Source organism: Pseudomonas asiatica (genome assembly GCF_040214835.1).
Lineage (GTDB): Bacteria > Pseudomonadota > Gammaproteobacteria > Pseudomonadales > Pseudomonadaceae > Aquipseudomonas > Aquipseudomonas putida_Z.
Window position 1 is genome coordinate 1,593,275 of record NZ_CP157874.1, and the last position, 19,655, is coordinate 1,612,929.

18 protein-coding genes and 1 pseudogene are annotated in these 19,655 nt (G+C 64.4%); 16 read left to right on the forward strand and 3 right to left on the reverse strand.

What is annotated here, in order from left to right; translation table 11 throughout:
* Positions 1-3: 3 nt before the first annotated feature.
* Positions 4-510: pseudogene (locus tag ABNP31_RS07250) on the reverse strand (DUF2062 domain-containing protein); the annotation flags it as partial.
* 142 nt (positions 511-652) lie between these two features.
* On the opposite strand from ABNP31_RS07250, the gene ABNP31_RS07255 reads away from it, so the two are divergent.
* The 9 genes from ABNP31_RS07255 to murB all read left to right on the forward strand — a co-directional run bounded on the left by ABNP31_RS07255 (position 653) and on the right by murB (position 8,975).
* Positions 653-2,869, forward strand: a complete 2,217-nt coding sequence (locus ABNP31_RS07255; protein WP_085664999.1) for a DNA internalization-related competence protein ComEC/Rec2 — start codon at positions 653-655, stop codon at positions 2,867-2,869.
* Positions 2,870-3,012: 143 nt separating this feature from the next.
* Positions 3,013-4,044, forward strand: coding sequence for an IS110 family transposase (locus tag ABNP31_RS07260; RefSeq protein ID WP_085693505.1), 1,032 nt, complete (start codon positions 3,013-3,015; stop codon positions 4,042-4,044).
* Positions 4,045-4,436: 392 nt separating this feature from the next.
* Positions 4,437-5,072, forward strand: a complete 636-nt coding sequence (locus ABNP31_RS07265) for a MotA/TolQ/ExbB proton channel family protein (protein WP_016391244.1) — start codon at positions 4,437-4,439, stop codon at positions 5,070-5,072.
* Positions 5,069-5,503 (forward strand): ExbD/TolR family protein, encoded by a 435-nt coding sequence (locus tag ABNP31_RS07270; protein ID WP_025338207.1) that lies wholly within the window; start codon positions 5,069-5,071, stop codon positions 5,501-5,503. The genes ABNP31_RS07265 and ABNP31_RS07270 overlap by 4 nt, the downstream gene beginning before the upstream one ends.
* Complete coding sequence (gene lpxK / locus ABNP31_RS07275) at positions 5,503-6,504, forward strand: tetraacyldisaccharide 4'-kinase (RefSeq protein ID WP_085664918.1); 1,002 nt, start codon at positions 5,503-5,505, stop codon at positions 6,502-6,504. The genes ABNP31_RS07270 and lpxK overlap by 1 nt, the downstream gene beginning before the upstream one ends.
* Before the next feature lie 44 nt (positions 6,505-6,548).
* A complete protein-coding gene (locus tag ABNP31_RS07280; protein WP_011532874.1) occupies positions 6,549-6,734 on the forward strand; it encodes a Trm112 family protein in 186 nt (61 codons plus the stop codon).
* Positions 6,731-7,495 carry a 3-deoxy-manno-octulosonate cytidylyltransferase gene (gene kdsB / locus ABNP31_RS07285; RefSeq protein ID WP_350013144.1) on the forward strand — a complete coding sequence of 255 codons (765 nt, stop codon included), beginning with the start codon at positions 6,731-6,733 and terminating at the stop codon, positions 7,493-7,495. The genes ABNP31_RS07280 and kdsB overlap by 4 nt, the downstream gene beginning before the upstream one ends.
* Complete coding sequence (locus ABNP31_RS07290) at positions 7,495-7,959, forward strand: low molecular weight protein-tyrosine-phosphatase (protein WP_063911712.1); 465 nt, start codon at positions 7,495-7,497, stop codon at positions 7,957-7,959. Before kdsB ends, ABNP31_RS07290 begins: the two co-directional genes overlap by 1 nt.
* Positions 7,956-8,975 carry a UDP-N-acetylmuramate dehydrogenase gene (gene murB / locus ABNP31_RS07295; protein WP_085664920.1) on the forward strand — a complete coding sequence of 340 codons (1,020 nt, stop codon included), beginning with the start codon at positions 7,956-7,958 and terminating at the stop codon, positions 8,973-8,975. The genes ABNP31_RS07290 and murB overlap by 4 nt, the downstream gene beginning before the upstream one ends.
* Positions 8,976-9,161: 186 nt before the next feature.
* Here the strand turns inward: murB and rne are convergent, their stop codons facing one another.
* Positions 9,162-12,485, reverse strand: coding sequence for a ribonuclease E (rne, locus tag ABNP31_RS07300; protein ID WP_350013145.1), 3,324 nt, complete (start codon positions 12,483-12,485; stop codon positions 9,162-9,164).
* 799 nt (positions 12,486-13,284) lie between these two features.
* Between rne and rluC the strand changes: the two genes are divergently transcribed.
* From rluC to sppA, 3 genes are read left to right on the forward strand one after another with little or no spacing between them, the layout of a single operon-like run.
* Positions 13,285-14,241, forward strand: a complete 957-nt coding sequence (gene rluC, locus ABNP31_RS07305; protein ID WP_025338212.1) for a 23S rRNA pseudouridine(955/2504/2580) synthase RluC — start codon at positions 13,285-13,287, stop codon at positions 14,239-14,241.
* 3 nt (positions 14,242-14,244) lie between these two features.
* Entirely contained in the window at positions 14,245-14,919 is a 675-nt protein-coding gene (locus ABNP31_RS07310; RefSeq protein ID WP_350013146.1) for an HAD family hydrolase, read from the forward strand.
* A gap of 6 nt (positions 14,920-14,925) precedes the next feature.
* Complete coding sequence (sppA, locus tag ABNP31_RS07315) at positions 14,926-15,915, forward strand: signal peptide peptidase SppA (protein WP_085618170.1); 990 nt, start codon at positions 14,926-14,928, stop codon at positions 15,913-15,915.
* Positions 15,916-16,049: 134 nt separating this feature from the next.
* On the opposite strand, the gene ABNP31_RS07320 is transcribed toward sppA, so the two are convergent.
* Positions 16,050-16,628, reverse strand: a complete 579-nt coding sequence (locus ABNP31_RS07320; protein ID WP_085664923.1) for a Maf family protein — start codon at positions 16,626-16,628, stop codon at positions 16,050-16,052.
* 96 nt (positions 16,629-16,724) lie between these two features.
* On the opposite strand from ABNP31_RS07320, the gene ABNP31_RS07325 reads away from it, so the two are divergent.
* The 4 genes from ABNP31_RS07325 to fabD all read left to right on the forward strand — a co-directional run bounded on the left by ABNP31_RS07325 (position 16,725) and on the right by fabD (position 19,654).
* Positions 16,725-17,252 (forward strand): YceD family protein, encoded by a 528-nt coding sequence (locus tag ABNP31_RS07325; RefSeq protein WP_012313431.1) that lies wholly within the window; start codon positions 16,725-16,727, stop codon positions 17,250-17,252.
* Positions 17,253-17,265: 13 nt separating this feature from the next.
* Positions 17,266-17,448 carry a 50S ribosomal protein L32 gene (gene rpmF, locus ABNP31_RS07330; RefSeq protein WP_003247154.1) on the forward strand — a complete coding sequence of 61 codons (183 nt, stop codon included), beginning with the start codon at positions 17,266-17,268 and terminating at the stop codon, positions 17,446-17,448.
* A gap of 3 nt (positions 17,449-17,451) precedes the next feature.
* Entirely contained in the window at positions 17,452-18,462 is a 1,011-nt protein-coding gene (plsX, locus tag ABNP31_RS07335; RefSeq protein ID WP_075044133.1) for a phosphate acyltransferase PlsX, read from the forward strand.
* Between the two features lie 253 nt (positions 18,463-18,715).
* Positions 18,716-19,654 (forward strand): ACP S-malonyltransferase, encoded by a 939-nt coding sequence (fabD, locus tag ABNP31_RS07340; RefSeq protein WP_023661404.1) that lies wholly within the window; start codon positions 18,716-18,718, stop codon positions 19,652-19,654.
* Position 19,655 lies beyond the last annotated feature (1 nt).

Genomic DNA, 19,655 nt, shown 5'->3' on the forward strand with positions numbered 1-19,655 from the left:
GCACCGGCATTGGCGCAGACGCCACTGCCGGCCCACCCACCAGCGCCAGTAGAGCATGGTGGTGAAGTAGCCGAGGATGCCCAGCACCACACCGCACACCACCGAGCCGAGCAGGAAGGGTTGCCACAGCGTCGACAGCTGGTCTGTGATCCACTGGAAAGTCAGCTCGTCGGGCAGGGTGCGCGGCGGTACCTGCATCAGCCAGGCGCCGGTCATGTAGGTGACGAAGAACACCGGTGGCATGGTCAGCGGGTTGGTCAGCCATACCAGGCTGACCGCGATCGGCAGGTTGCCGCGCAGCGGAATGGCCAGCGCGGCGGCCAGCAGCATCTGCGCCGGCATCGGGATCAGCGCCGCGAACAGGCCAACGCCCATGGCCCTCGCCACCGAATGGCGGTTCAGGTGCCAGAGGTTCGGGTCATGCAGCAACTTGCCGAAAAAGCGTAAGGACTTGTGTTCCCGAATACTGGTCGGGTCCGGCATGTAGCGTTTGAAAAGTCGGCGCGGCATGTAGGCTCCCGGAGCGTTGATCCGGGCAGTATGCCCTGATTCCCGCTCAGCCTCGTTTAGAGTTTGTGACAATTGTTGAGCAAGCGCTGCCGGCAATTGGGCTATGCCTCAGAAGGTGATTTCGCTTCTGGAGCTCTACTTCATGCGCACAGGGATGTTTGCGCTCGCGCTCGGGCTGTTGTGCCTGGGCTTTCTCCCCGCATTGCCATCGGTCGGATGGCTGGTGCTGCTGGCTGTAGTCGGTGGCCTCGGCCTGTTCACCCGGCTGTGGCCGCTGGGCTGTTTTCTGTTGGGCCTGTGTTGGGCTTGCTGGTCTGCGCAGCAGGCCCTGGATGACCGCCTGGCCCCAGGGCTGGATGGCCGCACCTTGTGGCTTGAGGGCCAGGTGGTCGGCCTGCCGACCCGGACTGCGCAGGGTGTGCGTTTCGAGCTGGACGCGGCCCGCTCGCGGCGGGCAGAGCTGCCGCAGCGCCTGCAACTGAGCTGGTTCGACGGCCCGCCGCTGCGCGCCGGCGAGCAGTGGCGGCTGGCGGTGACCTTGCAGCGCCCGGCCGGGCTGCTCAACCCGCATGGGCCGGACCGTGAGGCGCAATTGCTGGCGCGGCGGGTCGGTGCGACCGGTACGGTCAAGGCCGGGCAGTTGCTGGCGCCGGTTGTCGGCGGCTGGCGCGACACGCTGCGCCAGCGCCTGCTGGCAGTGGACGCCAATGGCCGGCAGGCAGCGTTGGTGGCGCTGGTGCTTGGCGACGGGGCAGGCCTGGCCCGGGAGGACTGGCAAACGTTGCAGGCCACCGGCACGGTGCACCTGCTGGTGATCTCTGGCCAGCACATCGGCCTGGTTGCCGGCTTGCTGTATGGCCTGGTTGCCGGGCTGGCGCGTTGGGGGCTGTGGCCCGCTCGGTTGCCCTGGCTGCCCTGGGCGTGTGGCCTGGCCATGGCTGCGGCACTGGCCTACGGTTGGTTGGCTGGTGGCGGTGTACCGGTGCAGCGTGCCTGCCTGATGCTGGCCGTGGTGTTGCTCTGGCGCCTGCGCTTTCGCCACCTCGATGCGACCTTGCCGTTGCTGCTGGCGCTGGTTGCCGTGCTGCTGGTGGAGCCGTTGGCCGCGCTGCTGCCCGGGTTCTGGCTGTCGTTCGCGGCCGTGGCCACGCTTGGCTATTGCTTCAGTGCCCGCCTGGGCGGCTGGCGGCCCTGGCAGGCCTGGACGCGGGCGCAATGGGTGATTGCCATCGGTTTGTTGCCGGTGCTGCTGGCTACGGGCTTGCCCGTGAGCCTGAGTGCGCCGCTGGCCAACCTTGTTGCGGTGCCTTGGGTCAGCCTGGCGGTACTGCCGTTGGCGTTGCTGGGGACCTTGCTGCTGCCGCTGGGCGGGGTGGGGGAGGCGCTGCTCTGGCTGGCGGGTGGTCTGCTCGATGTGCTTTTCCGGCTGCTGGAGTTGGTGGCGCAACAGCAGTCGGCGTGGCTGCCAGCAGTTCTGCCATTGTGGGCCTGGCTGCTGGTGTGCCTGGGTACGCTGCTGGTTTTGATGCCCCGTGGCGTCCCACTGCGCGGGTTGGGTGGCGTGATGCTGCTGGCGCTGTGGGTACCCCGGGAGACGGTGCCGTTCGGCCAGGTCGAGGTCTGGCAGCTGGACGTCGGCCAGGGGCTGGCGGTGCTGTTGCGCACCCGGCATCACGACCTGCTGTACGACGCCGGGCCGGCCAGGGGGGAGAGCGACCTGGGCGAGCGGGTGGTGTTGCCGACCTTGCGCAAGCTGGGGGTGGGCAGCCTGGACCTGGTGCTGGTCAGCCACGCCCATGCCGACCACGCCGGTGGTGCTGGCGCAATCATGCGTGGCCTGCCGGTCGAACGGGTGATCGGCGGCGAAGTGCTGGATGACATGCAACTGCAGCCTTGTGTCAGTGGCGACCAGTGGACGTGGGATGGCGTGCGCTTTTCGCTGTGGCGCTGGGCTGATGGGCAGAGCAGCAATGACCGTTCCTGTGTGTTGCTGGTCGAGGCGCAGGGTGAGCGGTTGTTGCTGGCGGGAGATATGGAAGCCGGTGCCGAACGGGCCTGGCTTGCGGCTACAGAATCGCCGCGGATCGACTGGCTGCAGTCGCCGCACCATGGCAGCCGCAGTTCGTCCAGCGAGGCCTTCATACGCGCCACGGCACCGCGCGGGGTACTGATTTCACGGGGGCGCAACAACAGCTTCGGGCACCCGCATGCGCAGGTGGTCGAACGTTATCGGCGGCATGGGGTGGTGATGCATGACACAGCGGTGCAGGGGGCGCTGCGGTTGGTGTTGGGGAGGCAGGGGGAGGTCGAGAGTGTGCGCCGACAGAGGCGTTTCTGGAGGGATGCGGGCGGTGGCTGAGCTGGCCCTTTCGCGGGTGAACCCGCTCCCACAGGTTTTGTACCATCCTCAGGTTGAGTGCAGTACCTAATGAAATGGTCCTCCCAGGACTCCCCAGTGAAAGCTTAAGCTTTCACTGGGGGATCTAACTGGAGATCGCCGTTATGAATACTCAGAATCTTGCTCTTACCAGCTTGGATCTAGGCAAAAATTGTTTCCATTTCCACGGCCAGGATAGCCGTGGTCAGTACCTGTTCCGTAGCAAGATTTCTCGCAGCAAGGTTTTTTCCTACATCGCTCAACTACCACCCTGCACCTTGGCCATGGAGGCCTGTGGAGGCGCTCATTTCATGGCTCGATTCGCAGCCAGCTGTGGTCATCAACCCAAATTGATTGCCGCGCAGCATGTACGACCTTATGTCAAAAGTAACAAGAACGACTACACCGACGCCGAAGCCATTGGTGAAGCAGCCAGTCGTTCGGCGATGCGATTTGTTGCAATCAAAAGCGAAGCCCAGCAAGCGCTGAGCATGCTCAACATGACCCGTGAAGCTTTCATTCGGGACCGCACAGCGACGGTCAATCGAATCCATGCATTCCTGCTTGAGTGGGGCGTTAGCCTGGCGCCAACCTTCAAGTCGGTCAGAGAGTTACCGGAAACCTTGGAAAAACTTCATGCTCCTGGCTCGGTCATTCGCCTTTTCGAACAGTTTCATGCGCACTTCAACTACCTCGACGAACAGGTCAAGGCACTCACCAAAGAGCTGGAGAGCCAGGTCGCTGGAGATGATCTGGCAACCCGTTTGATGACCATACCGTGTATTGGACCGATCACCTCCAGCGCCCTGGCTGCAGAATTAGGTGACGGTAAGCAGTTCAAACGAGGACGTGACTATTCGGCCTCGATAGGCCTGGTGCCCAAGCAGCTGACCACCGGCGGGAAACCGCGCTTGCTGGGTATCAGCAAACGCGGTGATCGCAATCAGCGACGGCTACTGGTGCAGTGCAGCCATACCTTCATCAACCACCTGGATAAGCAATCTGGGCGATTGGCTGACTGGGTGAGAGTGTTGCTGACTCGTCATCACCCGAATGTGGTTGTGTGTGCCTTGGCGAACCGGTTAGCACGGATAGCTTGGGCAATCGCACATAGCCATGGCATTTATGAAGCAGGGCCAAGCGCACAGAACGCTTGACCCTGCGCTACCAAGCACCACCCAACGGTTTTTGCGATGCTGGATAACAGATGACGTAAACGGCCAACCGACCTGACGAAAAACCTGGGCTCCCACGCGGCTCTAAAGCCGATTTACCTAATCAGGATCGTCAGGCGCGATTTTCATCAAGGCGCGAACCTTAACCCTTCGACGCCGAATAGATTGCGGCAAGCCAACTACGCATCCAGATTCAGTATTGCAGAAACTGGGAGGACCATAGATGTGGGAGCGGGTTCACCCGCGAAAGGGCCAGTTCAGCCACCCGACAGCTCAAGGTAGAAACCGGGTAGGGCAATTCCCTGACCTCCGGCAGATGAGCCTCCGGCGCGCCTATGGTAGAGTGGCGGCCTTTTTCCGAAGGGGCGTTTACTGTGTGGGAATTGGTCAAGTCCGGTGGTTGGATGATGCTGCCGATCATTCTGAGCTCCATCGCTGCCATGGCTATCGTCGTCGAACGCCTGTGGACCCTGCGCGCCAGCCGCGTCACCCCGCCGCACCTGCTGGGCCAGGTGTGGATGTGGATCAAGGACAAGCAACTGACCAGTGACAAGCTCAAGGCCCTGCGCGCCGATTCGCCACTGGGCGAGATCCTTGCCGCCGGCCTGGCCAACTCGCGCCATGGCCGCGAAATCATGAAGGAATGCATCGAGGAGGCCGCCTCGCGCGTCATCCACGAACTGGAACGCTACATCAGCACCCTCGGCACCATCGCCGCCATGGCCCCGCTGCTGGGCCTGCTGGGCACCGTGCTGGGCATGATCGACATCTTCAGCGCCTTCATGGGCTCGCAGATGACCGCCAACGCCGCAGTGCTGGCCGGTGGTATCTCCAAGGCCCTGGTCACCACTGCGGCCGGCCTGATGGTCGGTATTCCGGCGGTGTTCTTCCACCGGTTCCTGCTGCGCCGCATCGACGAGCTGGTAGTCGGCATGGAACAGGAAGCGATCAAGCTGGTGGAAGTGATCCAGGGCGACCGTGAAGTGGAAGTGGCCGGAGGCAAGGCGTGAAGTTCCGGCGCAATCGCCAGCGGGAGAGCGTCGACATCAACCTGGCGTCGCTGATCGACGTGGTGTTCGTCCTGCTGCTGTTCTTCGTGGTCACCACCACCTTCACCCGCGAGACCCAGCTGCGCGTCGAGCTGCCCGAAGCCGCCAGCGCCGAGCAGGCGCCGCCCGACCAGGGCAAGCTGGTGGAAATCACCATCAGCGCCGAAGGCGTGTACTCGGTGAACAACCACCTGCTGCCCAAGAGCGACCTGGCCACCCTGAGCGAAGCGATCGAGCGTGAGTCGGGCGGCGACAACAAGCTGCCGCTGGCCATCAGCGCCGACGGCAAGACCCCGCACCAGGCTGTGGTCACCGCGATGGATGCCGCCGGCAAGCTCGGTTTCAGCCAGTTGCGCATGACCACCGTCGAGGCGGCTCAGGGCACGCCTTGATGGCCTTCGCCGACCGCCTGCTCGCCGCCTGGTACGCCGGGCATCCGGCTCTGGCGCTGCTGCGCCCGCTGGAGGCACTGTATCGCCGCGTGGTCACGCGCAAGCGGGCGCGTTTTCTCAGTGGCGAAAGTGCCAGCTACCGGGCCCCGGTGCCGGTCATCGTGGTGGGTAACATCACCGTGGGCGGTACCGGCAAGACGCCGATGATCCTCTGGCTGATCGAGCACTGCCGCCAGCAGGGGCTGAAGGTGGGCGTGGTCAGCCGTGGCTATGGCGCCAAGCCGCCGCAGCTCCCCTGGCGCGTGCAGGCCGACCAGGCCGCCGAGCAGGCCGGCGATGAACCGCTGCTGATCGTGCAGCGCACCGGCGTGCCGCTGATGATCGACCCCGACCGCTCCCGCGCCGTGCAGGCCCTGCTGGCCAGCGAACCTCTCGACCTGATCCTGTGTGACGACGGCATGCAGCACTACCGCCTGGCCCGTGACCTGGAGTTGGTGCTGATCGATGCCGCCCGCGGCCTGGGCAATGGCCGCTGCCTGCCGGCGGGGCCGTTGCGTGAGCCGGCCGAACGCCTGCACGAGGCTGACGCGGTGCTGTTCAACGGCGCCAGCGCAGACCGCGCCGATGGCTTCGGCTTCTGCCTGCAGCCGTCAGCCCTGGTCAACCTGCGCAGCGGCGAGCGCCGCGCGCTCGACCATTTCCCCGCAGGCCAACGCCTGCACGCGGTGGCCGGTATCGGCAACCCGCAACGTTTCTTCAATACCCTGCTGGGGCTAAACTGGCAGCCGGTGCCGCATCCCTTTGCCGACCATGCGCAGTTCAGCGCCCAGAGCCTGGCCTTCAGCCCGCCGCTGCCGCTGGTCATGACCGAGAAGGATGCGGTGAAATGCCGGGCCTTCGCCGCTGACGACTGGTGGTACCTGGCCGTCGAGGCGCAGCCCACGCAGGCTTTCAGCGCCTGGTTCGACAACCAGTTGCAACGCTTGCTGCGCAAGCCCTGAGCCCTTTTTCAATTCCCGGCCACCTGGCCTAAAGGAAGCCTCAAATGGACACCAAACTGCTCGATATCCTGGCCTGCCCGATCACCAAGGGGCCGCTGAAGCTCAGTGCCGACAAGACCGAGCTGATCAGCAAGGGCGCCGGCCTGGCCTACCCGATCCGCGACGGCATCCCGGTCATGCTGGAAAGCGAGGCGCGCACCCTGACCGATGAAGAGCGTCTGGACAAATGAGCCTGGATTTCACCGTGGTGATCCCCGCCCGGCTGCGCTCCACGCGCCTGCCGGGCAAGCCATTGCTGCCGATCGCCGGCAAGCCGATGGTGCAGCATGTGTGGGAACAGGCCCGCAGGAGCGGCGCCAGCCGCGTGGTCATCGCCACCGACGACGCCAGCATCGTAGAGGCCTGCAAGGCCTTCGGCGCCGAAGTATTGCTGACCCGTGCCGACCATGAGTCCGGCACCGACCGCCTGGCCGAAGTGGCCGTACACCTCGGGCTGCCGGCCGATGCCATCGTGGTCAACGTGCAGGGCGACGAACCGCTGATCCCGCCGGTGATCATCGACCAGGTGGCAGCCAACCTGGCGGCGCACCCGGAAGCCGGTATCGCCACCCTGGCCGAACCGATCCATGAGCCGGAAACCGTGTTCAACCCCAACGCGGTCAAGGTAATCAGCGACAAGAGCGGCCTGGCCCTGACCTTCAGCCGTGCACCACTGCCCTGGGCCCGCGATGCGTTTGCCAAGGACCGCAACCAGTTGCCGGAAGGCGTGCCGTATCGCCGCCACATCGGCATGTACGCCTACCGCGTCGGCTTCCTGCAGGACTTCGTCAGCTGGGGCCCGTGCTGGCTCGAGCAGACCGAAGCGCTGGAGCAGCTGCGTGCCCTGTGGCATGGCGTGCGCATCCACGTCGAAGACGCCATCGAGGCGCCTGCCGTGGGCGTGGATACCCCTGAAGACCTGGAGCGCGTACGGCGCTTGCTGGAGGCCTGATGCGCGTCCTGTTCGTCTGCCTCGGCAATATCTGTCGCTCGCCCACCGCCGAAGGCGTGCTACGCCATCAATTGCAAGCTGCCGGGCTTGCCGACCGGGTGCATGTGGCCTCGGCCGGCACCGGCGACTGGCACGTCGGCAAGGCGCCTGACAGCCGCACCTGCAAGGCAGCGCTGGCGCGTGGCTATGACCTGTCGCAGCAACGCGCCCAGCAGGTCAAGGCGGCGCACTTTGCCGAATATGACTTGATCCTGGCCATGGACGAGAGCAACCTTGGCCATTTGCGTGCGATGCGCCCGCACACGGCAGTAGCGGAGCTCGACCTGTTCCTGCGCCGCTATGGCGCAGCGCTGGATGAAGTGCCAGACCCGTACTACGGCGGCGCCGATGGCTTCGAGCAGGTGCTCGACCTGGTTGAAGCGGCGTGCCAGGCGCTGGTCCTGGAAATCAAGGGGCGGCTATGACAGTGCAGTGGCAGGAGCAGGTATCGCTCAAGCCTTACAACACCTTTGGCATCGACGTGAAGGCGCGGTATTTCACTCAGGCACATGATGACCAGGAGGTGCGCCAGGCGCTGGCCCAGGCGCAGCAAACCGGCGTGCCGGTGCTGGTGATTGGCGGTGGCAGCAACCTGCTGCTGACCCGCGATATCGATGCGCTGGTGCTGCATATGGCCAGCCGTGGCCGACGCGTGCTCAGCGACGATGGCGAACGTATCGTGGTCGAGGCCGAGGCCGGTGAGCCTTGGCACCCGTTTGTGCAGTGGACACTGGCGCAGGGGTGTTGCGGGCTGGAGAACCTCAGCCTGATCCCCGGCACCGTGGGCGCTGCGCCGATGCAGAACGTGGGCGCCTATGGCGTTGAAATCAAGGACGTATTCGTCGGCCTGACCGCCCTGGACCGCGAGACCGGCGAGTTGCGTGACTTCGGCCTGGCTGAATGTGCCTTCGGGTATCGCGACAGCCTGTTCAAGCGCAACCCTGGGCGTTGGTTGATCCTGCGTGTGCGTTTTGCCTTGAGCCGAACGCTGCAGGCTCACCTGGATTACGGCCCGGTGCGCCAGCGGTTGGCAGAGCAGGGCGTGACCGAGCCGACCGCGCAGGCGATCAGCGAGGCGATCTGCAGCATTCGCCGCGAGAAGCTGCCAGACCCGGCAGAGCTGGGTAATGCCGGGAGCTTCTTCAAGAACCCGGTGGTCTCGGCGGAACTGGTCGAGCGTATCCGTGCGCAGTACCCGGGAGTGGTGGCGTATCCCCAGGCTGATGGCCAAGTGAAGCTGGCGGCAGGCTGGCTGATCGAACAGGCAGGCTGGAAGGGCCATCGCGAGGGGGATGCCGGGGTGCATCGTTTGCAGTCGCTGGTGCTGGTCAACTACGGCCAGGCGAGCGGGGCGCAGATGCATGCGCTGGCGCGGCGGATCCAGGCCGATATCCTCGAGCGGTTCGGGGTCGAGCTGGAGATGGAGCCTAACCTCTACTGATTCAGTGCCTGGGCTGGCCCTTTCGCGGCTAAAGCCGCTCCCACAGGGACCTCACAGGGCCTGAGGGTAGTGGGGCCCCTGTGGGAGCGGGTTTACCCGCGAAGAGGCCGGTACAGGAAAAACGTCCAGCCAAGAAAAAGCCCCGCCAGTTCGCACTGGCGGGGCTTTTTCATTCAGCCTTGGCTATCAACCGTGATGAGGCTTTTGCTCATCAGTGGCTTCCAGGGCTGGCTCCTCGGTGGCTGCAGCAGCTTCCTGTGCGGCCTTGGCGGCAGCCTCGGCCTCACGCTTGCGGCGACGCACTTCACGCGGGTCGTTCGGCGCACGGCCGTTGGCCAGCATGACAGTGGCAGGTTCCACCGCCGCAGGGGCTTCGACCGGTGCAGGCTCGACGGCCACTGGGGCAGGCTCGGCCACCACTTCTGGCTGGGCTTCGACAACCGGGGCAGGTTGCTCGGCAACCGGAGCGGCTTCGACCACGACCGGGGCCTGCTCGATTTCACCGGCCTCGACGGCAGGCGCTTCTACCGGTGCTTCGGCAACCACTACCGGTTCGGCAGCAGGTGCTTCGTCGACCACTGGCTGCGGAGCGACTTCGACCACTGGCTCGGCAGTTGCCTCGACCACGGCCACAGGCTCGCTGACCGGCTGCTCGACCACCGGGGCCACAGCCACTTCTTCAGCCTCGGCAGCAGCTTCGACCTGTTCGACCTTCTCGGCCTGCTCGACCGGCTGGGCGACTTCGCTGTTGTCGGTTTCCGCTACGGCGGCGACTTCGGCGGTGGCAAGCTCGGCCTGCTGGTTGGCCTGGGCTTCGGCGTCGGCACTGATGTTGCTGCTGGCGACGGCGGCAGTCACGGCCAGGCCGGCAGCCAGTTCGGCACCCAGCTCGGTGGCCTGATGCGGTTGCGGCTGCTCTTCGCTGCCTTCTTCCTCGCTGCCATCGATCAGCTCGCCGTTGGCGTTGCGCTGACGCTCACGACGGTTGCTGCGGCGACGCTGACCACGGGAACGGCGGCGCGGGCGCTCGCCATCGGTGCCTTCCTGTTCGTCCTGCAGCAGCTCTTCGTTCGGCAGTTGCTCTTCGGCCAGCTCGGCAGCCTGCTCGGCGGTTTCTTCGGCTACGCGTGGCTGACGCTCTTCGCGTGGTGGGCGAGGGGCACGTTCTTCGCGTGGAGCACGTTCTTCACGAGGTGCGCGCTCTTCACGCGGAGCACGTTCTTCACGCGGAGCACGTTCTTCACGCGGAGCACGTTCTTCACGCGGAGCACGCTCCTCACGCGGTGCGCGTTCTTCACGTGGAGCACGCTCCTCACGTGGGGCACGTTCCTCGCGAGGTGCACGCTCTTCACGCGGGACACGTTCTTCACGGGCTACACGTTCCTCGCGCGGCTGACGTTCCTCACGCTCGGCAGGGGTGGCGTCCAGTGGCTCACGCAGTTCGCGCACGCGCTCTTCGCCACGGTTGCCGCGGCGGTCTTCGCGTGGCTGGCGTGGAGCACGCTCTTCGCGTGGAGCACGTTCTTCACGCGGTGCACGCTCTTCGCGTGGGGCGCGTTCTTCACGTGGTGCACGCTCTTCGCGTGGGGCACGTTCTTCACGAGGAGCACGTTCTTCACGAGGTGCGCGCTCGGCACGCTCTTCACGCGGCTTGCGCTCTTCGTCGCGGCGGCCGTTGCGGTTGCGGCTCTGCTGGCGGCCGTTGCGGCGTTCTTCGTTGCGTGGGCTGCGCTCGGCGGCCGGCTTCTCGGCGGCAGTGACAACCGGCGCTGCGGCAGGCTCTTCCTTGCCGGCGAACAGGCTTACCAGCGATTTCACCAGGCCCTTGAACAGGCTTGGCTCCGGGGCGACCGGGGCAGGGGCGACCGGTGCGGCAGGCTGCGGCTCTTCGACAGTGGCCGGGACCGGCGCGTTGGCGCGGGCCGGGGCGGTCTTGACCGCGGCTTCCTGGCGAACCAGGGTGCGAGTGGCGGTCGGCTGCGGCGCTTCTTCGGCTTCGGCGGCGGCGATCTCGTAGCTGGACTGGTTGCTCAGCACTTCCGGGTTGTCGTCGCGCAGGCGCTGGACTTCGAAGTGCGGGGTTTCCAGGTGATCGTTCGGCAGGATGATGATGCGCGCACGGGTACGCAGTTCGATCTTGGTGATCGAGTTGCGTTTCTCGTTGAGCAGGAAGGCAGCCACCGGGATCGGCACCTGGGCGCGAACTTCGGCGGTGCGGTCCTTCAGGGCTTCTTCTTCGATCAGGCGCAGGATGGCCAGCGACAGCGACTCGACGTCACGGATGATGCCGGTGCCGGAGCAGCGTGGGCAGACGATGCCGCTGCTTTCGCCCAGCGAAGGGCGCAGGCGCTGACGGGACATTTCCAGCAGGCCGAAGCGCGAGATGCGGCCGACCTGGACGCGGGCGCGGTCGGCTTCCAGGCACTCGCGAACACGCTCTTCGACGGCGCGCTGGTTTTTCGCCGGGGTCATGTCGATGAAGTCGATGACGATCAGGCCGCCGATGTCACGCAGGCGCAGCTGGCGGGCGATTTCCTCGGCCGCTTCCAGGTTGGTCTGCAGGGCGGTTTCTTCGATGTCGCTGCCTTTGGTGGCGCGCGCCGAGTTGATGTCGATGGACACCAGGGCTTCGGTCGGGTCGATCACGATCGAACCGCCGGACGGCAGGTCGACCACGCGCTGGAAGGCGGTCTCGATCTGGCTTTCGATCTGGAAGCGGTTGAACAGCGGCACGCTGTCTTCGTACAGCTTCACCTTGCTGGCGTACTGCGGCATCACCTGGCGGATGAAGGTCAGGGCTTCTTCCTGGGCATCGATGCTGTCGATCAGCACTTCGCCGATGTCCTGGCGCAGGTAGTCGCGGATGGCGCGGATGATGACGTTGCTTTCCTGGTAGATCAGGAATGGCGCGGCGCGGTCCTGGGACGCTTCCTTGATGGCGGTCCACAGTTGCAGCAGGTAGTCGAGGTCCCACTGCATTTCTTCGCTGCTGCGGCCAAGGCCGGCAGTGCGCACGATCAGGCCCATGTCGCCTGGCACGGTCAGGCCGTTCAGGGCTTCACGCAGTTCGTTGCGCTCTTCGCCTTCGATGCGGCGGGAGATGCCGCCGGCGCGCGGGTTGTTCGGCATCAGCACCAGGTAGCGGCCGGCCAGGCTGATGAAGGTGGTGAGGGCGGCGCCTTTGTTGCCACGCTCTTCCTTCTCGACCTGGACGATGACTTCCTGGCCTTCGCTCAGCACTTCCTTGATGTTGACCCGCCCTTCGGGGGCTTTCTTGAAGTATTCGCGGGAGATTTCTTTCAGCGGCAGGAAGCCGTGACGTTCGGAACCGAAGTCGACGAAGGCGGCTTCGAGGCTGGGTTCGATGCGGGTGATCTTGCCTTTGTAGATGTTGGCCTTTTTCTGCTCGCGCGCGCCGGACTCGATGTCCAGGTCGTAGAGACGTTGGCCGTCCACCAGGGCTACACGCAACTCTTCGGGTTGAGTCGCGTTAATCAGCATTCTTTTCATGTTGTACCGTCGGTTTCCGGGCTGCCGGAAACGGCGTTCGGCACACACGACGTCTCATGGTCGGTGCCAAGGTGCGCAAAGGGTGGCCGGGCCACCCCCGTGTCGAGCGACGTTCGGCACCAGCCGGTTGCCCAGCCTGCCGTTGTCGCGACGACGCGTCCTGTTTGCTGCGGTGCCAACAAGGCCCCGGTGGCTTCGAATTGGAATCCGAATCAACCAAGCGGGCCTTGTGCACTCAGTCAGGAGGAGGAATCAACCGTCAGCCGTGGACGCCCGGAGGCATCTGTTCAGGACCTTATCCGCTCGCCAGCCGTTCAGTGGGCTGGTGGGCCGGACGCGGTGCTACACGGTCCGAGGGCTGTGCATCTCCACCCTGCACGTATCCCTGATAATTCGGGTGCTGCCGCGCGCTGAATCCGCAACGGGTTGCATTTTTCGCCAGCGCAGGTTCTGCGCTGGCGCCATTCATGTCCAAGGCAGGTATTTCCGAAGCATTCGCCGGGCGTTGCGTGGAAGCGACGGGGCGGGCAGAGGTGCAGCGAAAAGAATCGGGTAAGCAGGTGAAACACCGCACTTGTCGTTTTTTTTCGGTCTTCTCTACACAGCGCTGGTGGCGATTCCAGGCAATTCGGTAAACTGGCGAAAACCCCGTAGGACGGCCTCGCGTCCTGGAGAATTGCGTTGGTCAGGGACCGGCTAGGAGCCTGGTGCCGCTGGCCTGCCGCTTTTGGCGGCGTTCGCGACTATAGCAGCAATGATTAAGTGCTTCAATTCCATAAAAAATTGTTATGATCCCGCCATGACGACCAATACCCCTCCGACTTCCGGCGTTCAGCTGATCGAAGTCGCGCCGGAGCTTGCCGGCCAACGCATCGACAATTTCCTCATCACGGCCCTCAAGGGCGTGCCCAAGACCCTGGTGTACCGCATCCTGCGCAAGGGTGAGGTACGGGTCAACAAGGGTCGCGTCAAGCCGGAGTACAAGATCCAGGCCGGCGATATCGTGCGGGTACCGCCCGTCCGCCTGCCGGAACGTGACGAACCGGCGCCGGTGGCCCAGGGTCTGCTGCAGCGCCTGGAAGCGGCCATCGTCTACGAAGACAAGGCGCTGATCGTGATGAACAAGCCGGCCGGCATCGCCGTGCATGGCGGTAGCGGCCTGAGCTTTGGCGTGATCGAGGCGCTGCGCCAGTTGCGCCCGGACGCCAAGGAACTGGAACTGGTGCACCGCCTGGACCGCGATACCTCCGGCCTGCTGATGATCGCCAAGAAGCGCAGCATGCTGCGTCACCTGCACGCCGCGCTGCGCGGCGACGGTGTCGACAAGCGCTACATGGCGCTGGTGCGCGGCCACTGGCCGACCTCGAAGAAGCAGGTCAACGCGCCGTTGCTCAAGAGCAACCTGCGCTCCGGCGAGCGCATGGTCGAGGTGAACGACGAGGGCAAGGAGGCGCTGACCCTGTTCCGTGTGCTGCGTCGCTTCGGCGAGTTCGCCACCATTGTCGAGGCACGCCCGATCACCGGTCGTACCCACCAGATCCGTGTGCACACCCTGCATGCCGGGCATATGATCGCTGGCGACAGCAAGTACGGCGACGAAGACTTCAGTCGTGAAATTCGTGACTTGGGCGGCAAGCGTCTGTTCCTGCATGCTTATGCGCTGACCGTACCGCTGCCGGACGGTGGCGAGCTGAAGCTCGAGGCGCCAGTGGATGAAGTCTGGGCGAAAACCGTTGAACGTCTGAGTGCGTCCTGACCTATGAAAAAAGGCTATGAGCTACTGATCTTCGACTGGGACGGCACGCTGGCCGACTCGATCGGGCGTATCGTCGAAGCCATGAACGCCGCCGCCGAGCGTGCCGGTGAGGCGCAAAGCAGCGAGAAGGCGGTCAAGGGCATTATCGGCCTGGCCCTGGGCGAGGCGATCCACACCCTGTACCCGCACCTGGCGCCTGCTCAGGTCGAAAGCTTCCGTCAGCACTATGCCGATATCTACATGGCCCTGGACCAGCAGCCCTCGCCACTGTTCGAGGGTGTGGTCGAGTCGCTGGATGCCTTCCGTGCCGAGGGGTACCGCCTGGCCGTGGCCACCGGCAAGGCGCGTCGCGGCCTGGACCGGGTGCTCAAGGCCAATGGCTGGGAGCAGTTCTTCGACATCACTCGCGCCGCCGACGAGACCCGCGGCAAGCCGCACCCGCTGATGCTCGAGGAAATTCTCGGCCATTGCGGTGTCGAACCGGGGTGTGCGCTGATGGTTGGCGATTCGGCATTCGACCTGCAGATGGCCAGCAATGCCGGCATGCACTCGGTGGCCGTGGGCTATGGTGCCATGTCGCTGCAGGCGCTGGCCGAGTTTGGTCCGCAGGTGTGCATCGATCATTTTTCCCAGTTGCGTGAGTGGCTGGGTGGTTCCGCAATTCCATTTCCAAGGTAGGTAAGCATGGCAGACGAATGGAAAGCCCCCGAGGCCGAACCCGAGGAGCGCGAAGAGCGCAAGAGCTGGAAGCTGCTGGAAAAGACCCTGCTGGCAGGTGTTCAGGAGCAGCGCCGGGCGCGACGCTGGGGGATCTTCTTCAAGTTGCTGGCCTTCGTCTACCTGTTCGGCATCCTGATCCTGTTCACACCGTTGATGGACATGGACAAGGCCGCGTCGCGCAGTGTCAGCCATACCGCGCTGGTCGAGGTGCGCGGGGTGATTGCCGACCAGGAGCCGGCCAGCGCCGACAATATCGTCAAGAGCCTGCGCGAGGCGTTCAAGGACAGCAAGACCAAGGCTGTGGTGATGCGCATCAACAGCCCGGGAGGCAGCCCGGTGCAGTCGGGTTACGTGTATGACGAAATCCGCCGTCTGCGGGCCGAATACCCGGCCATCAAGCTGTACGCGGTCATCGCCGATCTTGGCGCTTCCGGTGCCTACTACATCGCCAGTGCAGCGGACGAGATCTATGCCGACAAGGCCAGCCTGGTGGGCTCGATTGGTGTGACGGCGGCCGGTTATGGATTTGTCGGCACCATGGAGAAGCTGGGTGTGGAGCGGCGTACCTACACTGCAGGCGAGCACAAGGCCTTCCTCGATCCGTTCTCGCCGCAGAAGCCGGAAGAGACCGAGTTCTGGCAGGGCGTGCTGAATACCACGCACCAGCAGTTCATTGCCATGGTCAAGCAGGGGCGGGGCGAACGCCTGAAGGACAAGGAGCATCCGGAGCTGTTCAGTGGCCTGGTCTGGTCGGGCGAGCAGGCCAAGGAGTTGGGCCTGGTGGACGGGCTGGGCAGTGCCAGCTATGTGGCGCGCGAGATCGTGGGCGAGAAGGAGTTGGTGGACTTCACCGTGCAGGAGTCGGCGCTCGATCGCTTCTCCAAGCGTGTGGGGGCCAGTGTGGCTGAGCGCCTGGCGATGTGGATGGGCTTCCAGGGGCCGCAGTTGCGCTGATCCGGGTTGCCGGGGGCGCTTTGCGCCCCTTCGCGGGCATGCCCGCTCCCACACTGCTCGCGCAAAGCCCGCAGGTTGCACACGCCTGTGGGAGCGGGCGTGACCGCGAAGGGCCGCAGCGCGGCCCCAAAATTTCAGGGAATCACCACCCCTTCCTTGGTCAACATATCCACCAATCTAATCAGTGGTAGCCCGATCAGGCTGGTCGCATCGCACCCATGTGTGCTCTGAAACAAACTCACCCCCAGCCCCTCGGCCTTGAAGCTGCCGGCGCAGTCCAGCGGCTGTTCCGCCGCCACATAGCGTTCCACTCGCTCCCGGTCCAGTTCGCGCAGGTTCACGGTAAACGGCACGCAGTCCACCTGGCAGTGCCCGGTGGCGCTGTTCAGCAATGCCAGCCCGGTCAGGAAGCTCACCTGCTGCCCGCTGCACTCCAGAAGCTGCTCGCAGGCCCGTTCGAAGGTGTGCGGCTTGCCCAGTACCTGCTCGCCCAGCACCGCAACCTGGTCCGAACCGATGATCAGATGCCCCGGGTGGCTGCCCGCCAGGGCCTCGGCTTTTTGCCTGGCCAGCCGGCGCACCAGCTCCACCGCCGGTTCGTCATCCAGGCGCCGCTCGTCTATATCGGGGCTTGCCCAGGTGAAGGGCAGGCGCAGGCGCGCAAGCAGTTCGCGGCGGTAGGCAGAGCTGGAAGCCAGTAACAGAGGAAGCATGGTAGACTCCTGAATCAGTTGAACAAATTCTATCACGCACGATGCCGCCGAATTTCCTTTGACAGGGGCGGGGGGCATCCCTAGAATGCTGCGCCTATGTTGAATGACCCGATTCCACCTCACGTTGACCCGCGCAAATTAGCCGATCGTGGCGTAACCCTTAACGGTTCGCTGCAACTCGCTGATTTGGAAAGACTCTGCGACCCGCTTTCCGACAATGTCGGTACGGTGCAGGCGAAGTTCGATTTTGAACGAGATGAACAGCACGTGGTGGTTATCCACAGCGAGCTGGACGTCGAAGTCAAGATGGTTTGCCAGCGTTGTCTTGAGCTGGTCACCCTGCCGATCCACAGCGAATGTACATACGCCGTGGTGAAGGAGGGTGCGAATACCCAGTCGTTGCCGAAAGGCTATGACGTGCTGGAACTGGGCGAAGATCCTTTGGATCTGCAGGCATTGATCGAGGAGGAGCTTCTGCTCGCCTTGCCAATCGTGCCTGCTCATCATCCGGAAGAATGCCAGCAGCCGGCGGGCGCAGACGAGCCCGAATCGAGCAAGGACGAGGTATCGCGGTCCAACCCGTTCAGTGTTTTGGCGCAGTTAAAGCGTGACCCAAACGTTTAGGAGTTAATCAATTATGGCTGTTCAGCAGAACAAAAAATCCCGCTCTGCCCGTGACATGCGCCGTTCGCACGACGCCCTGTCGGAAAACGCGCTGTCGGTAGAGAAAACCACCGGTGAAGTACACCTGCGTCACCACGTATCGCCAGAAGGCGTATACCGTGGTCGCAAAGTGGTCGACAAGGGCGCTGACGAGTAATCCTTGTCCGCTCAGATCATCGCGATCGACGCAATGGGCGGGGACTTCGGTCCCCGCAGCATTGTCCAGGCTAGCATTGCCTGCCTTTCGGCTACCCCCTCGCTGCACCTGACCCTCGTCGGTCAACCCTCCCTCCTTGAAGATCTTGTCAGCGGCCTTGCGGCTGCGGATCGCGCGCGCCTGCAAATCGTGGCCGCCAGCGAGGTGGTCGGCATGGACGAGCGGCCATCCCAGGCGCTGCGCGGCAAGCCGGACTCGTCGATGCGCATCGCCCTTGAACTGGTGCGCGACGGCAAGGCTCAGGCCTGCGTCAGCGCCGGCAATACCGGGGCGCTGATGGCGCTTTCGCGTTTCGTGCTCAAGACACTGCCGGGTATCGACCGGCCGGCCATGGTGGCGGCGATCCCGACCCAGACCGGTTACTGCCAGTTGCTCGACCTTGGCGCCAACGTCGACTGCAGCGCCGAGAACCTCTACCAGTTCGCCGTGATGGGCTCGGTGGCCGCCCAGGCCCTGGGTGTGCAGCGGCCGCGCGTGGCGCTGCTTAACATCGGTACCGAAGACATCAAGGGCAACCAGCAGGTCAAACTGGCGGCCAGCTTGTTGCAGAACGCCCGCGGGCTCAACTACATAGGCTTCGTCGAAGGTGACGGGTTGTATCGTGGCGAAGCCGATGTGGTGGTGTGTGACGGGTTCGTCGGCAACATCCTGCTCAAGTCGAGTGAGGGGCTGGCGACGATGATCGGCGCGCGCATCGAGCAGTTGTTCAAGGGTGGCGTGTTGTCGCGGGCAGCCGGGGCCGTGGCCATGCCGCTGCTCAAGCGCCTGCAGGCCGACCTGGCACCGGCGCGGCACAATGGCGCGAGTTTCCTGGGGTTGCAGGGCATCGTCATCAAGAGCCATGGCTCGGCGGGGGTGCAGGGCTTCCAGAGTGCCATCCAGCGGGCGTTGATCGAGATCCAGGAAAACCTGCCGCAGCGCTTGCATGGGCGGCTCGAGGACCTGCTGTTGTAGCCAGTGCCGGCCCTTTCGCGGGTAAACCCGCTCCCACAGGTGCTCCACAACCTTCAGGTCTGTGGTAACCCTGTGGGAGCGGGTTTACCCGCGAAAGGGCCGGTGCTGAAGGAATAAAGACCTTAGGCATATCGCCGATGAAGTGCTTAAATGTGACCGCTTGGTCTGCGTATCCATCCAAGCTTTCAGATTCCGCGCCTGGCCCAAAGCCCGGCGCACCCTATCCGACGACAAGATCATAAGGGCTTGTTCAATGTCTGCATCTCTCGCATTCGTCTTTCCCGGTCAAGGTTCCCAGTCGCTGGGCATGCTCGCCGAGCTCGGCGCCGAGAAGCCAGTGATCATCGAAACCTTCAAGGAAGCGTCCGAGGCACTCGGTTACGACCTGTGGAAGCTGGTCCAGGAAGGCCCGGAAGAACAACTCAACCAGACCGACAAGACCCAGCCGGCCATCCTCACCGCGTCCATCGCGCTGTGGCGCCTGTGGCTGGAAGAGGGCGGTGCCAGGCCGGCCTTCGTCTCCGGTCACAGCCTGGGTGAATACAGCGCTCTGGTTGCCGCCGGCAGCCTGAGCCTGAAAGATGCCGTGCGCCTGGTCGAGCGCCGTGGTCAGCTGATGCAGGAAGCCGTGCCGGCCGGTCATGGCGCCATGGCCGCCATTCTCGGCCTGGATGACGCCGTGGTCGTGGAAATCTGCGCCGAAGCGGCCGAAGACCAGGTGGTCAGCGCGGTCAACTTCAACTCGCCAGGCCAGGTGGTCATCGCCGGCAACAAGGCCGCCGTCGATCGCGCCATCGAGCTGTGCAAGGCCAAGGGTGCCAAGCGCGCCCTGCCGCTGGCGGTCAGCGTGCCGTCGCACTGCGCGCTGATGAAGCCGGCTGCCGAGCGCTTTGCCGAGTCGGTCAATGCCATCGAGTGGCACGCCCCGCAAATTCCGGTGGTGCAGAACGTCACCGCTGCCGTTGCCGCTGACCTCGATGCCCTCAAGCACGACCTGCTGGCGCAGCTGTACCAGCCAGTGCGCTGGGTCGAATGCGTGCAGACCCTGGCCGCTAACGGTGCGGTCAACCTGGTCGAGTGCGGCCCGGGCAAGGTCCTGGCCGGCCTGAACAAGCGTTGCGCCGATGGCGTGACCACCTACAACCTCAATACCCCTGACGCCGTCGCCGCCACCCGCGCGGCACTGGCCTGAT

Excerpts from the sequence above, each read along its gene's own strand:
- ABNP31_RS07320 (WP_085664923.1), bottom strand. The coding sequence starts at position 16,628 with ATGCTTCCTCTGTTACTGGCTTCCAGCTCTGCCTACCGCCGCGAACTG.
- kdsB (WP_350013144.1), top strand. The coding sequence starts at position 6,731 with ATGAGCCTGGATTTCACCGTGGTGATCCCCGCCCGGCTGCGCTCCACG.
- lpxK (WP_085664918.1), top strand. The coding sequence starts at position 5,503 with ATGGCCTTCGCCGACCGCCTGCTCGCCGCCTGGTACGCCGGGCATCCG.
- ABNP31_RS07260 (WP_085693505.1), top strand. The coding sequence starts at position 3,013 with ATGAATACTCAGAATCTTGCTCTTACCAGCTTGGATCTAGGCAAAAAT.
- ABNP31_RS07255 (WP_085664999.1), top strand. The coding sequence starts at position 653 with ATGCGCACAGGGATGTTTGCGCTCGCGCTCGGGCTGTTGTGCCTGGGC.
- sppA (WP_085618170.1), top strand. The coding sequence starts at position 14,926 with ATGGCAGACGAATGGAAAGCCCCCGAGGCCGAACCCGAGGAGCGCGAA.
- ABNP31_RS07280 (WP_011532874.1), top strand. The coding sequence starts at position 6,549 with ATGGACACCAAACTGCTCGATATCCTGGCCTGCCCGATCACCAAGGGG.
- ABNP31_RS07290 (WP_063911712.1), top strand. The coding sequence starts at position 7,495 with ATGCGCGTCCTGTTCGTCTGCCTCGGCAATATCTGTCGCTCGCCCACC.
- ABNP31_RS07310 (WP_350013146.1), top strand. The coding sequence starts at position 14,245 with ATGAAAAAAGGCTATGAGCTACTGATCTTCGACTGGGACGGCACGCTG.
- fabD (WP_023661404.1), top strand. The coding sequence starts at position 18,716 with ATGTCTGCATCTCTCGCATTCGTCTTTCCCGGTCAAGGTTCCCAGTCG.
- ABNP31_RS07325 (WP_012313431.1), top strand. The coding sequence starts at position 16,725 with ATGTTGAATGACCCGATTCCACCTCACGTTGACCCGCGCAAATTAGCC.
- murB (WP_085664920.1), top strand. The coding sequence starts at position 7,956 with ATGACAGTGCAGTGGCAGGAGCAGGTATCGCTCAAGCCTTACAACACC.
- rluC (WP_025338212.1), top strand. The coding sequence starts at position 13,285 with ATGACGACCAATACCCCTCCGACTTCCGGCGTTCAGCTGATCGAAGTC.
- rpmF (WP_003247154.1), top strand. The coding sequence starts at position 17,266 with ATGGCTGTTCAGCAGAACAAAAAATCCCGCTCTGCCCGTGACATGCGC.
- rne (WP_350013145.1), bottom strand. The coding sequence starts at position 12,485 with ATGAAAAGAATGCTGATTAACGCGACTCAACCCGAAGAGTTGCGTGTA.